Consider the following 13,265-nt stretch of genomic DNA (forward strand, 5'->3'; position numbering starts at 1 on the left):
GTGGTGCCGGTGGCCGCTCCCGCGGCCGTCGTCCCGGTGGTCGTCGTGGTGGTTCCCGTCGTGCCCGGTCCCGCAGCCCCCCGCACCTCCCCGGAGCAGCCCGCCAGCGTGCCCGCCGCCACCAGCGCGACCACCGCCGCCACTCCCCGACCGCCCCGCGTGCCGTCGATGCCCATCCTCGTCCTCTCCACCCGATCCGGTGCTGCCCGGAGATTAGGCGTTGATCACGCCTCACCTCGCCCGAACGGGTGAGGACGGAGGAAGTTCGGGCACCCGTTCCTGCCCGGAGGGCACCGGCCGTCCGGGCACCGCGCCGGGTGGCGGGTCAGCCACTCGACCGGGCGAGCGCCTGCGGCAGGTCGGCCAAGCGGTCCAGGACGGTGGTCCGGCCCAGCACCTCGGGGTCCGGCGGGAAGTGCGGGTTGGGCACCGCGTAGACCGCCATCCCCGCCGCCAGCGCCGAGCGCAGCCCGTTGGTCGAGTCCTCCACGGCGGCGCAGCCCGCGGCGTCCACCCCCAGCCGCCGGGCGGCCAGCAGGTACACGTCCGGGGCGGGCTTGCCCGCGCCCGCCTCCTCGCTGGACAGCGCCACCGGCACCACCTCGGCCAACCCGGTCGAGTCCAGGAACGACCGGATCAGCACCGGCGGCGAGGAGCTGGCGATGGCCACCGGCCACCGCGCCGCCACCGCCCGCACCACCTCCACCGCGGCGGGCAGCACCGGCGGGCCCGCCTCGTACCGGCGCGCCATCTCCTCGACCACCCCACCGGCGACCTCGTCCGGCGTCAACCGCACGCCGACCTCGTCGACCAGGTAGGCCGCCCACTCGGGCGTGCTCATGCCCTGCATCGCCCGCGTCGACTCGGGCCGCCACGCGCCGCCGTGCGCCGCGGCGAAGGCCCGGCGCACCTCGTCCCACACCCGCTCCGAGTCCACCAGCACGCCGTCGAGGTCGAACACCACCGCATCCACGAGGAAGACCGTAGTGGGCGCGGTGGGTTAACAACCGGTCACCGCCGGCTTACCGTCGATTGGTTACCGATCGACCGCAGGAGGCGTTCGAGTTGGCCGTCCACCTTCCCCTGCTCGCCAACCACTCTCCCGGTCGCGCGGCGGTGACCTGCCGGTACCGCTGCGGCGACGCGTGCTTCCACGCCGTTCCCAACACCTCCGCCAACCCCTACTTCGGCGACCTGCTCAGCAGGCGCGCCGCGCTCACGGCGGGCGTCGTGGCCGCCATCGGCGCGGCGGTGAGCCTGCCGGGGAGCACCGCCCGTGCCGGAACGGTCCCGCGCGGCCTGGACTTCACCCCGGTGCGGCCCAACACCCTCGACCAGGTGACCGTGCCCGACGGCTACCGCCAGGCGGTGGTGATCCGGTGGGGCGACCCGCTGTTCCCGGACGCCCCCGCGTTCGACTTCGACCACCAGAGCGCCGCCGCCCAGGCCCGCCAGTTCGGCTACAACTGCGACTTCGCCGCGCTGCTGCCGCTGGACCCGCTGGGGCTGGCCAACCTGCTGGTGACCAACCACGAGTACACCACCGAGGAGTTCATGTTCCGCGGGTACGACGCGGAGAACCCCACCGAGGAACAGGTCCGCGTCTCGTGGGCGGCGCACGGGATGAGCGTCCTGCTGGTCACGCGGACCCCCTCCTCGGGCAGGCTGACGCCGCGGTTCTCCCGCCACAACCGCCGCATCACCCTGCACACGCCGTTCGAGGTGCGCGGCCCGGCGGCGGGCTCGAAGTACCTCAAGACCTCCGCCGACCCGACCGGCACCAGAGTGCTGGGCACGGTGAACAACTGCGCGGGCGGCGTGACCCCGTGGGGCACCGTGCTGTCCGGCGAGGAGAACTTCAACCAGTACTTCGCCAACGCCGACGCGCTCGCCGACCCCCGGCTCAGCCGATACGGCGTCACCGGCACGGCCAGCGAGCGCAAGTGGGAGCGCTTCGACGAGCGCTTCGACCTCACCAAGGAGCCCAACGAGGTCAACCGCTTCGGGTGGGTCGTGGAACTCGACCCGCACGACCCGACCTCCACGCCGGTCAAGCACACCGCGCTGGGGCGCTTCAAGCACGAGTGCGCCAACGTCCGCGTCGCCGACGACGGCCGCGTGGTCGCCTACTCCGGCGACGACGAGCGCTTCGAGTACATCTACAAGTTCATCTCCAAGGGCAAGGTCCGCAAGGGCGACAGCAAGGCCGCCCGCAGGCACAACATGACGCTGCTGGACGACGGCACGCTCTACGTCGCCAAGTTCACCGGCGACAGCCCGCCCGAGGAGATCGACGGCACCGGGAAGCTGCCCGCCGACGGCCGGTTCGGCGGCTCCGGCGAGTGGATCCCCCTCGCGTCGGGCACCAAGTCGTTCGTGCCCGGCTTCACCGCCGAGGAGGTCTACGTCTTCACGCGCCTGGCCGCCGACGCCGCGGGCGCGACCAAGATGGACCGCCCCGAGGACATCCAGACCCACCCGCGCACCGGCGTCGTCTACTGCGCGCTGAGCAACAACGTCGACCGCGGCCTGGCGGGCAAGGAGGGGCCGACCGAGGCCAACCCCAGGGTGGACAACCGGCACGGCCAGGTGCTGGAGCTGACCGAGCGCGGCGGCGACCCGCGCGCCCTGACCTTCGCCTGGGGCCTGCTGCTGGTGTGCGGCGACCCGGAGTCGCCGGACACCTACTTCGCGGGCTTCGACAAGTCGCGGGTCTCGCCGATCTCCAGCCCGGACAACCTGGCCTTCGACCGGCACGGCAACCTGTGGATCTCCACCGACTCCGAGGGCAAGCTCGCCGGGTACAACGACGGCCTGCTCGCGCTGCCGGTGGAGGGTCCGGAGCGCGGCCACCTCAAGGCGTTCCTGACCGTGCCGCGCGGCGCGGAGACCTGCGGCCCGGTGATCGGCGAGAAGGTCGTCACGGTGTGCGTGCAGCACCCCGGCGAGGTCGACGGCGCGTCAGCGGACAACCCGGCTTCGCACTGGCCCGACGGCGGGGACAGCCAACCCAGGCCCGCCGTGGTGGCCGTCTGGCGGGAGGAAGGCGGGAAGTTGCGCGACATCGGCGGCTGACACGCACTGTGACCAGGCGGTTCCGCTCGGAGAAGGCCAGAGCTGTTCGTCCCGCGTTCACCTCCGTGTCCACTGGGCGAGGAATTGCCGACCTACGGTCGCCCGGTTCCCACTGAGCGATCTCGGAGGTCCGCGTGTCCTCATCCACCGAGCGGGGCCGTCGCCTGCTGCCCCTGCTGCCCAACCACCCGCTCGGGCGGTCGGCGATGACCTGCAAGTACCGCTGCGGCGACGCCTGCGCGCACGAGGCCCCCAACACCTCCGCCAACCCCTACTTCGGCGACGTCGTGAGCGAGGTCGTGCGCCGCCGCGGCCTGCTCAAGGCGGGCGCGGTGCTCGCGGTGGCCGGTGCGGGCGCGTCGCTGGGCGCGGGCGCGGCCGTGGCCAAGCCGGGCGGGCGCCCGGAAGTCGACGCCGACGCCGACCTCGGCGGCGGGCGCAGGCGCGACGGGCTGAACTTCACCGCCGTCGCGCCGAACCAGCTCGACGAGGTGGTCGTGCCCGAGGGCTACCAGCAGGCCGTGGTGATGCGCTGGGGCGACCCGGTGCTGCCCGGCGCGCCCGCGTTCGACTTCGACCGCCAGACCGCCGCCGCGCAGGCCAAGCAGTTCGGCTACAACAACGACTTCTGCGGGCTGGTGCCGCTGCCCGGCTGGAACCGGTGGCTCATGGTCAGCAACCACGAGTACACCACCGAGGACGCCCAGTTCCTGGGCTGGGACGAGAACAACCCCACCAGGGAGCAGGTCGAGATCGGCTGGGCCGCGCACGGCATGTCCGTGGTGCTGGTCGAGCGCGACCACCGCAGCGGCAAGCTGGAGGCCAAGGTGGACCGGCGGTACAACCGCCGCATCACCGCCACCACGCCGTTCAAGATCACCGGGCCCGCCGCGGGCTCGAAGTACCTCAAGACCTCCGCCGACCCGACCGGCACCACGGTGCTGGGCACGCTCAACAACTGCGCGGGCGGCGTGACCCCGTGGGGCACCGTGCTGTCCGGCGAGGAGAACTACAACCAGTACTTCGCCAACGGCGCCTCGGTGACCGACAAGGTGACCAAGGACCGGCTGGCCCGCTACGGCATGGCCTCGGGCACCACCACCACCCGCAAGTGGGAGCGCTTCGACAAGCGCTTCGACCTGGCGCAGGAACCCAACGAGGCCAACCGGTTCGGCTGGGTCGTCGAGGTCGACCCGCTGGACCCCACCTCCACGCCGGTCAAGCACACCGCCCTGGGGCGCTTCAAGCACGAGGGCGCCAACGTGATCATCGCCCGCGACGGCCGCGTGGTCGCGTACATGGGCGACGACGAGCGCTTCGACTACATGTACAAGTTCGTCTCCGACGAGAAGTACAAGCCGGGCAACAGCAAGCACGCCCGCGAGCACAACAAGAAGCTGCTGGACAAGGGGACGCTCTACGTCGCCCAGTTCACCGGCGACACCCCGGCGGCCGAGGTCGACGGCACCGGCAAGCTGCCCGCCGACGGCGAGTTCGACGGCACCGGCAAGTGGATCCCCCTCGCGTCGGGCACCAGGTCGTTCGTGCCCGGCTTCACCGCCGAGGAGGTCTACGTCTTCACGCGCCTGGCCGCCGACGCCGTGGGCGCGACCAAGATGGACCGGCCCGAGGACGTCGAGCCCAACCCGCGCAACCGCCGGGTGTACGCGGCGCTGACCAACAACACCGACCGCGGCAAGGCGGACAAGGAAGGCGCCACCGAGCCGAACCCGCGGGTGCGCAACAAGCACGGCCACGTGCTGGAGCTGGAGGAGCGGCGCGGCGACAACACCGCGCTGGAGTTCTCCTGGAAGCTGCTGCTGGTCTGCGGCGACCCGGCCGCCCCGGACACCTACTTCGGCGGCTACGACAAGTCGCAGGTCTCGCCGATCTCCTGCCCGGACAACCTCGCCTTCGACTCGCAGGGCAACCTGTGGATCTCCACCGACGGCAACGCGCTGGGCTCCAACGACGGCCTGTTCGCGGTGCCGGTGGAGGGCCGCTACCGGGGCCGGGTCAAGCAGTTCCTGACCGTGCCGCGCGGCGCGGAGACCTGCGGCCCGTGGATCGAGGACGACTTCGTCCTGGTGTCGGTGCAGCACCCCGGCGAGATCGACGGCGCGTCGGCGGCCAACCCGCTGTCGCACTGGCCCGACGGCGGCGCCAGCCAGCCCCGGCCCTCGGTCGTCATGTCGTGGAAGAAGGACAAGGGCCGCATCTGCGGCTGACCCCCCGAGGTCCGCAGGTGCCCTGGGGGCGCCTGCGGACCTCGTCCGTCCTAGGGTGCTGGACATGACCAACCGGCCCGTCGCCCTCGTCACCGGCGCGTCCCGCGGCATCGGCGCCGCCGTGGCCCGCGCCCTCGCCCCGACCCACGACCTGCTGCTGGGCGGTCGCGACGAGGCGGCGCTGCGGGAGGTGGCCACCCAGCTGCCCGGCGCGCGGCCGTGGGCGGTGGAGCTGACCGACAGCGCCGCCGTGGCCGAGGCGGTCGCCGGGCTCGACCGCCTCGACGTGCTGGTGCACAGCGCGGGCATCGCCGACCTCGGCCCGCTGGCCGAGGCGACCGCCGACGTGTGGCGGCGCACCATGGAGGTCAACGTCGTCGCGGTCGCCGAGCTGACCCGGCTGGCCCTGCCGCTGCTGCGGGCCGCGCGCGGCCAGGTGGTGCTGCTCAACTCCGGCGCGGGCCTGCGCGCCAACCCGAACTGGGGCGTCTACGCCGCGAGCAAGTTCGCCCTGCGCGCGTTCGGCGACGCGCTGCGCGCCGAGGAGCCCGAGCTGCGGGTCACCTCCGTCCACCCCGGACGCACCGACACCGACATGCAGCGCGGCGTCCGCGCCCAGGAGAACGGCGACTACCAGGCCGAGCGGTACCTGCGCGCCGAGTCCGTGGCGCGGGCCGTGGCCACCGCCGTCCTCGCCACCGACGACGCCCACGTCACCGAGGTCGTCATCCGCCCCCGCGCCTGACCGCGCCTGCAAGTACTACCGGCCCACCCCGACCGGGCCGTTAACTATTACCCGTGGTGGTGGCGCGGGTAGTAGTTGAACGCTCGGCGGTGGGGCTCGGGTAGTACTTGCTGACGCGTCTCGGCCGCCACCCACACGTTGCCGGGCTCGTCCAGCCACACCCGGTGGCGGCCGTCCGGGGTGACCGTCAAGCCGAGGCGGTCCCAGTTCGGCCTGCCGAAGCCCCGCCACGCCCGGTGGGTCTCCTCGACGGCGTCCCAGAGCCGCACCGGCCCGCCCTGCCGCACCTCGCGCTCGCCGTTCCCGTCCGGCTGCGTCCCGACCGCCGACCACGAGCCGTCGGGCGTGCCGAACACGGCCCACTCCGGCCCCCGACCGGTGGCGCCGCGGTACCCGAACGCGACCTCGCCCGGCATCCGCGCCTGCGCGAGGAACCACGGCACGAGCGACGACCACGGCGTCGGCTCCAGGCGGGTCGACGAGCGGCTGCCCGTGCTCAGGTCCTCGACCACCCTGGCGGTCTCCGGTGCGCGGTCGGCGTCGCGCATCGCCATGAACCCGGCCCACCGGGGCAGGAACCGCCCTTCGAGCCGGTCGGCGTGCCGCACCAGCAGCACGAGGTTGCCCGCGTGCGTGCTCGGCTTGACGTCGACGAGCACCAACCCGCCCTCCCGCACCTGCTCGGCCCACGCCCAGGGCACGGCGCGCAGGGAGCAGGTGGCGATGATCCGGTCGAACGGGGCGTGCTCCGGCAACCCCCCGGCCCCGTGCGCCACCGCCAGGGTCGGGGCCAGCCCCAACCCGGCCAGCCGATCGCGGGCCGCGTCGACCAGCGCGGCGCCGATGTCGACGGAGAACACCCGTTCGCCGCCCAGCCGGTGCGACAGCAGCGCGGCGTTGTAGCCGGTCCCCGTGCCGATCTCCAGCACCCGGTGCTCGTCGCGCACGTCGAGCGCTTCGAGCATCCGCACCATGAGACCCGGCTTGGTCGACGACGAGACCGTGACGCGGTCACCGTCCGCGGTGGTGGCGAGGGCGGTGACCAGCGGCTCGTCGCGGTAGACCGCGGTGAGCCACCCGTCGTCCTCCGCGCTGGTCTCCGACCACCGCCCGTCCTGCCGCTGGACGTAGAACCGCGGCACGAACACGTGGCGCGGGATCGCCTCGACAGCGGCCCGCCACTCGGGCGACCGCAGCACCCCCTCGGCCGCCAGTTCATCGGCGAGCCCGCGCGCCAGCCCACGCCACCCGGTCATGCGGCGGCCCCGCTCTTCAACAGGTCGGCGAGCGCCTCGGTGATCGGTGCCCCGATCTCGTCCTCGATCCACCCGTACTGGCCGCCCGCGTTGCACTCGAGGAACACCCACTCGCCATCCGGTCGGATGACGAAGTCGAACGCCCCGTAGGCCAGCCCCAGCGCGCCGCAGTACTCGCGCACACCGGTCGCGACGTCGATCGGCGGATCGAGTCGCTCATACCGCAAGGCGCCGTAGTCACTGCGCCAGTCGAGGCGGCTCTCGGCGGACTGCGCGTGGATCGCCGCCGCGAACAGCCGGTTCCCGACCACGATCACCCGAGCCTCGTACGACTTGGGTATCCAGCGCTGGAACTGGTGCGCGCTGACCTCGACCCCGCGCAAGTCGGCCAGGTCGACCTCGTCGAGCCGGTGGGTGAGAGCGACTTTCCGCCCGCCTCCCTCGCTGATGGCGGGTGCGCCGAACGCTTTCGCGACCGTTTCACCGTCCTCGGCGAAACGTCGTACCGCAGCCTGCTCGTTGGTCACCAGCGTGTCGGCGACCGCGAGCCCGCACCGCGCCGCGGTGACCAGTTGCACCGGCTTGTACGAGGCGTCGGCGTTCCGCGAGGGGTGGTTGACCCACGCCACCGGCAGGGACGCGAGCACACCGCCGAGCCCGAGCCTGGTCTCGGTCATGGCCCAGTGCCGTTCAGTCGGCGACAACGCGGTGGGAAAGGTGAACGCGCCGGGGTTGCGGTACCAGATCGACCGCAGTCCCTCCAGCGCGATCACCCTGCCGCCTGCGGACAGCGTTCCGGTCCATCGCCCGTCCCGCAATCGGGCGGCGACACTGGCCCGCTGAGGGAACCAGGCCGTGTCGACCCTGGCGACGGGCACGTCCCGGCCTTCCAACGCCCTGACCACGCGATCGGCGGTGAAGTCCAGTTCGGACGCCAGGACGAGGACGGTCATCAGTCGTTGATCCAGTCCTCGGAGCTGGGCGGGTCCTCGCCGTCCGTGCTCGCCGTGGTGTTCGCGGTCGGGTCGCCCGCACGCGAGCTGCCGATCAGCGGTACGCCCGCTTCGTTGACGGCCTTCTGCTGCGCGGGGTCGTAGCTCCACCGCGGCAGCACACGGCCCGTGCTCACCGGAAGCGCCCGGCGGAGCCCCCACGGCCGAACACCGTCGGGCGAGGGCGTGTCGTCCGGCCTGGGCTCGAAGCTGGACCCGCTGAGGGCGAATCGCGCGCTGACCGGCGCGAGCGGACTGGCACCCGGCAGGCCGATCGCTGCTGCGGTCATGCGCTTCCCTCCGCCGTGTCGACTCCCGTGTCCCGATCAGGTTCGCGCCTGTGCGGGATTACCGCGATCCCCCGAAAGGTGAACACAGCGCGCCGGGAGCCCCGCGCCTGCAAGTACTACCCGCCCACCCCGACCGGGCCGTTAACCACTACCCGTGGTGGTGGGACGGGTAGTAGTTGAACGCTCGGCGGTGGGGCTCGGGTAGTACTTGCAGGCGCGGGTCAGGCGCGCAGGCGCTGGGAGACGGCGCGGACGCCCGCCTGGGCCTCGTGGCGGTCGACGCGGGTCGGCTCGCCCGCCGCGACCACCTGCTCGCCCGCCACCCACACGTCGCTGACCCGGCGGGTGCCCGACGCCCACACCAGGTTCGCCAGCACCTGCTCGTCCGGCGCGTCCAGCCCGGTGGCGAACGCCGGGTCGTCCACGTCCACGTGCACCACGTCGCCCCAGCGGCCCGCCTCCAGCGCGCCCAGGTCGTCGCGGCCCAGCGCCGCCGCGCCGCCCCTGGTGGCCAGCAGCAGGGCGTCGGCGGCGCGCATCGCGGTGGCGTCCAGCGAGGTGACGCGGGCCAGCAGGGCGGCCAGCCTGGCCTCCTCGAACAGGTCCAGGTCGTCGTTGCTGGCGGGCCCGTCGGTGCCGAGGCCGACCGGCACGCCCGCGTCCAGGTAGCCGCGCAGCGGCGCGATGCCCGAGGCGAGCTTGGTGTTGGAGCCGGGGCAGTGCGCCACGCCCACCCGGTGCCTGGCGTAGATGGCGACGTCCTCCGGCGACAGGTGCACCGAGTGCGCGGACAGCACCCGCCCGCCCAGCACGCCCGCCTGCTCCAGCAGTCGCGGCACCGAGCCGTGGGACTCGCGCTGGGCCACGTCCTCCTCCGGCGACTCGGCCACGTGGATCTGCACCAGCGCGCCGCGGTCGCGGGCCTCGCCCGCCACCGCGCCCAGCGCCTCCGGGGAGAGGATGTAGGCCGAGTGCGGCCCGTAGCTCAGCTCGATCCGCTCGTGCGGACCGAACCGCAGGCCGTCGGCGTCTATCCACCGGGTGATCTCGTCGGTCATCGGCCGCCACGCCATGCCCGGCAGGTCCATGATCGCCGCGCCGAACAGCACCCGCGACCCGGCCTTGAGCACCGCGTCGACCAGCTGCTCGCCGTGGAAGTACATCTCGGCGCTGGTGGTGACGCCGTTGCGGAGCATCTCCACCGCGCCCAGCAGCATCCCCGCGCCGACGTCCTCGGCGGTCATCCGCGCCTCGGCGGGCCACATGGCCTCGCGCAGCCAGCGCAGCAGCGGCAGGTCGCCGCCGAGACCGCGCAGCACCACCATCGGGCTGTGCGCGTGGGCGTTGACCAGGCCGGGCAGCAGGATGCCGGTCAGTCGGCGGACCTCGCCCGCGAACGGCGGCGCGTCGGCCTCCGCGCCGACGAAGGCGATGCGGCCGTCGTCGGCCACGTCCACCACGGCGTCGCGCAGGACGGTGCAGGACGGATCGCAGGGCAGGACCACGGGGGCGTGCAGGCGCAGGGACATGACCACGATCCTGCCGCACCCGGCGCGCTACCCGCGCGCCTCGGTCAGCGGCAGCTCCGCGCGCACCCGCCAGCCGCCGGACTCGCGCGGCCCCGCGTCGAACCGCCCGCCGAGCAGCTCCACCCGCTCGCGCATGCCGACCAGGCCGAACCCGCCCGAGCCGCCGACGGGCGCGCTGCGCGGACCGCGGCCGTCGTCGGTCACCAGCACGTGCACGGTGCCTTCGCGGGTGGACACCTCGACCTCCACCCGTGACACGCCTTCGGCGTGCTTGCGCGTGTTCGTCAGCGACTCCTGCACCAGCCGCAGCACCGAGCGGGCCAGCGACGGCGGCACCTCGTCGGGCAGCTCCACGGTGACCCGCGCGGGCTGACCGGACTGCTCCACCACCTTCCGCACGTCCTCGGCCAGGTCGCTGGTGGCGGCCGGGGCGCCCGCGCCGTCGCCGCGCAGCGTGCCGACCAGCCTGCGCATCGCGGTCAGCGCCTCGTTGCCGCTGTGCACGATCACCGGCAGCACCTCCTGGGCCGCGCCGGGGACCGCCTGCGCGGCCTGGGCGTGCACCACGATGCCGGTGACGTAGTGCGCCACCACGTCGTGCAGCTCGCGGGCCAGCGCGATGCGCTCGGCGTGCTGCGCGGCGGCGATCTCGGCCTGCACGGCGGTGGACCGCTCGCGGTCGCGGGAGCGGAAGTACAGGCCGGTGCCGACGGAGAGCACCAGCAGCACCGCCGCGCCGATGGCCATCCCCCACGGGTCGGGCCCCTCGTACTCGACCTCGTAGCGGCCCGAGATCGCCCGCCAGTAGTCGGGGCGGATCGGCCAGGTCAGCGCCGTGGTGGCGATCAGCAGCAGCACGCAGGCCACGGCGCGCTTGGCGGGAGCCTGCCGCACGGTGATCGCCACGATCGCCATCGCCGCCGCGGTCTCGGACAACGTCAGGCTGCTGACCAGCGGCACCACGGGCGCTTGGCCCGTCACGCGCAGCAGCACCGAGCTCATCAGCACGGTGGCCGCGGCGGCGAGGGCGGCGTCGAGAGGTCTGCGCGGCGCAACCACGGCCAGCCCGCACAGCACGAACGAGCCGGGCAGCTGCCACCAGCTCGCGTCGTCCGAGAACACCTCGCCTGCCAGGAAGAAGGCCAGTGCGCAGGCCAGTGGCCACTGCCTGCGGGTCAACGCGCGCCAGCCCAGGTCGGTGCTCACCACGACTGGTCACCGTAGAACCTCAGGGCTGACTCCGCGTCCCACCCCGGTCGGGTGACCCGTCAACCGGAAGGCTGACCCGAAAGCGTGACGAAATACCCCGCTGGCCGATGCCGGACGACGTTCCGGGGGCGATTCTGGAACAGGGAAGTCGGGGAACGGAGGAAAGCCATGATCGGGGTGGTCGCGACCTGGGTGGGTGCCGTGCTGGGCCTGCTGGTGCTGGTGCTGATGGCGCTGGCGGGCGTGCTGGTCGATTCCCAGCGCTGAGGATCAGCGCTGGGAACTCGCCGCAGGGGGCACTTGCGCGATCTTGTCCGCGCGGGTGCTCGGGGGTTTTGAGGGGGTGCGGGGGAAAAGCGTCGCGGGTCAGTCGCCCCCGCCCGCAGGGGTGACGCGCTCGAAGATCAGGTCGTGGCTGACCCGGTCCTCCTCGACCGCGCGCCGCTCGAACTTGGTGACCGGCCGCCACTCGGGCCGGGGCGCCCAGCCGTCGTGCCGGTTGCGCAGCAGCGGCTCGTCCGAGCAGACCTCCAGCATCTGCTCGGCGTAGGGCTCCCAGTCCGTGGCCAGGTGCAGGGTGCCGCCGGGCCGCAGGCGGGAGGCGAGCAGGGCCACGAACGGCGGCTGGACCAGCCTGCGCTTGTGGTGCTTCTTCTTGGGCCACGGGTCGGGGAAGAAGATCCGCACGCCGTCCAGCGACTCGGGGGCGACGTGCTCGGCGAGCAGGTCCACCGCGTCGCCGCGCAGCACCCGGAGATTCGTCACGCCCAGCGCCTCGGCGCGCATCAGCAGCTGGCCGAGACCGGGCTTGTAGACCTCGACGGCGACGTAGTTCAGCTCCGGCGCGGCGGCGACCAGCTGCGCGGTGGTCTCCCCCATGCCGGAGCCGATCTCCAGCATGACCGGGGCTTCGCGGCCGAACCACCCGGTGAAGTCCAGCGGACCTGGCGGGAGCGCCTTGACCTCGCGGCCCAGGCGCTCCCAGTGCTTGTCCCACGCTCGCTGCTGACCGACCGTCATCCGCTCGCCGCGCTGGACGTAGCTGACCACTGATCGGTGGTGCGGTGGGGTCTGCCTGCTGGACGTCATCACGGGCGAACAGCCTAAGCCCCCGGCAGGCGCGCCAATCACCACGCGAGGCCGCGTCGGCCGAGCCGCCCCGGCGGAGCCGGGGCGATCAAGCGATGTTCTCCAGGTCCTCGATCTGCTCGCGCAGCTCGGCGGCGGTGAACTCGATCGGCTGGCGCAGGCCCGGTCCGCGGTGCGCGGGCAGCAGGTCCACCCAGCCGGGGTGGCGGTCGGTGAACTGCACGGTGGTCGGCTCGGCCGGGCCGTAGACGCCGCTCTCGGAGGGCACGAACTCCCAGTAGCCGACCTCGCCCTCGGCCGCCCACGGCACGTAGACCCAACCCGGCCTGCTCAGCAGCAGTTCGGAGACCTCGTCCTCGACCGCGAAGCCCGCGGCGCGGGACGGGAGCCTGCCGCGGTCCAGGGCTCTGAGCCACCACGGCGCCGGGGCGTTCGCGTCCACCGCGCGCACGGCCCGGTACATCGCCAGCACCTGCTGCTCGTCGGCTCGGTGGATCCACGCTCGCCGCGATTCCGCGGGTGCTGCCGCGATGCCGATACCACCCGCGGTCTCGATCGCGTGGGACCACTCCAGCGCCAGCAGTGGCTCTACTCGCACGCCGTGGTCGCGTTGCCGCGGGACCTTCTTCGACCGTGCCGCCGTGCGTCCGGCGTTCAGGTCGGGATCAAGCACCGTCACGGGTTCACCTCCGGGGGTTCCTTGACGGGGTTCCCGAATTCGTGTGCGGTGACACTGCCGCCTCACGATTCGTTACCTTCCATATGACCGATTTCGGGCGCCCTTGTCATGGTCCAGTGGGGGAGTTCACGGGGTCTTAACTCCGCCCTTACTCCATGTGCGTGACGCTGGGA

Annotated in this window: 12 protein-coding genes; 3 read left to right on the forward strand and 9 right to left on the reverse strand. The window is 73.0% G+C overall.

The window, feature by feature from the left end:
• Nucleotides 1–191 (reverse strand): hypothetical protein (locus IEZ00_RS04040; protein WP_229794998.1); only part of this gene is annotated, 191 nt, incomplete at its 3' end.
• A gap of 134 nt (nucleotides 192–325) precedes the next feature.
• Complete coding sequence (locus IEZ00_RS04045; protein ID WP_189221609.1) at nucleotides 326–973, reverse strand: HAD family hydrolase; 648 nt, start codon at nucleotides 971–973, stop codon at nucleotides 326–328.
• Nucleotides 974–1,065: 92 nt separating this feature from the next.
• Here IEZ00_RS04045 and IEZ00_RS04050 point away from each other — a divergent pair, with 92 nt between their 5' ends.
• From IEZ00_RS04050 to IEZ00_RS04060, 3 genes are all read left to right on the forward strand, one after another.
• On the forward strand, nucleotides 1,066–3,075 hold the full coding sequence (locus IEZ00_RS04050; protein ID WP_189221610.1) for a PhoX family protein: 2,010 nt from the start codon (nucleotides 1,066–1,068) through the stop codon (nucleotides 3,073–3,075).
• A gap of 206 nt (nucleotides 3,076–3,281) precedes the next feature.
• Nucleotides 3,282–5,303, forward strand: coding sequence for a PhoX family protein (locus IEZ00_RS04055; RefSeq protein WP_373293068.1), 2,022 nt, complete (start codon nucleotides 3,282–3,284; stop codon nucleotides 5,301–5,303).
• 64 nt (nucleotides 5,304–5,367) lie between these two features.
• Nucleotides 5,368–6,048: an SDR family oxidoreductase gene (locus tag IEZ00_RS04060; protein WP_189221612.1), complete on the forward strand. Its 681-nt coding sequence runs from the start codon at nucleotides 5,368–5,370 to the stop codon at nucleotides 6,046–6,048.
• A gap of 47 nt (nucleotides 6,049–6,095) precedes the next feature.
• Here the strand turns inward: IEZ00_RS04060 and tgmC are convergent, their stop codons facing one another.
• The 7 genes from tgmC to IEZ00_RS04095 all read right to left on the reverse strand — a co-directional run bounded on the left by tgmC (nucleotide 6,096) and on the right by IEZ00_RS04095 (nucleotide 13,092).
• Entirely contained in the window at nucleotides 6,096–7,304 is a 1,209-nt protein-coding gene (gene tgmC / locus IEZ00_RS04065; RefSeq protein WP_189221613.1) for an ATP-grasp peptide maturase system methyltransferase, read from the reverse strand.
• Nucleotides 7,301–8,257, reverse strand: coding sequence for an ATP-grasp ribosomal peptide maturase (tgmB, locus tag IEZ00_RS04070; protein ID WP_189221614.1), 957 nt, complete (start codon nucleotides 8,255–8,257; stop codon nucleotides 7,301–7,303). Before tgmB ends, tgmC begins: the two co-directional genes overlap by 4 nt.
• Complete coding sequence (gene tgmA / locus IEZ00_RS04075; RefSeq protein WP_209623417.1) at nucleotides 8,257–8,586, reverse strand: putative ATP-grasp-modified RiPP; 330 nt, start codon at nucleotides 8,584–8,586, stop codon at nucleotides 8,257–8,259. Before tgmA ends, tgmB begins: the two co-directional genes overlap by 1 nt.
• Nucleotides 8,587–8,807: 221 nt before the next feature.
• Nucleotides 8,808–10,115 carry an amidohydrolase family protein gene (locus IEZ00_RS04080; RefSeq protein WP_189221615.1) on the reverse strand — a complete coding sequence of 436 codons (1,308 nt, stop codon included), beginning with the start codon at nucleotides 10,113–10,115 and terminating at the stop codon, nucleotides 8,808–8,810.
• A gap of 27 nt (nucleotides 10,116–10,142) precedes the next feature.
• Complete coding sequence (locus IEZ00_RS04085) at nucleotides 10,143–11,324, reverse strand: sensor histidine kinase (protein WP_189221616.1); 1,182 nt, start codon at nucleotides 11,322–11,324, stop codon at nucleotides 10,143–10,145.
• A 366-nt stretch (nucleotides 11,325–11,690) separates the two neighbouring features.
• Nucleotides 11,691–12,413 (reverse strand): tRNA (guanosine(46)-N7)-methyltransferase TrmB, encoded by a 723-nt coding sequence (trmB, locus tag IEZ00_RS04090; protein ID WP_189221782.1) that lies wholly within the window; start codon nucleotides 12,411–12,413, stop codon nucleotides 11,691–11,693.
• 88 nt (nucleotides 12,414–12,501) lie between these two features.
• Nucleotides 12,502–13,092: a hypothetical protein gene (locus IEZ00_RS04095; protein WP_189221617.1), complete on the reverse strand. Its 591-nt coding sequence runs from the start codon at nucleotides 13,090–13,092 to the stop codon at nucleotides 12,502–12,504.
• Nucleotides 13,093–13,265: the final 173 nt, after the last annotated feature.

It is taken from the genome of Saccharothrix coeruleofusca (genome assembly GCF_014648515.1).
GTDB classification, from domain to species: Bacteria; Actinomycetota; Actinomycetes; order Mycobacteriales; family Pseudonocardiaceae; genus Actinosynnema; species Actinosynnema coeruleofuscum.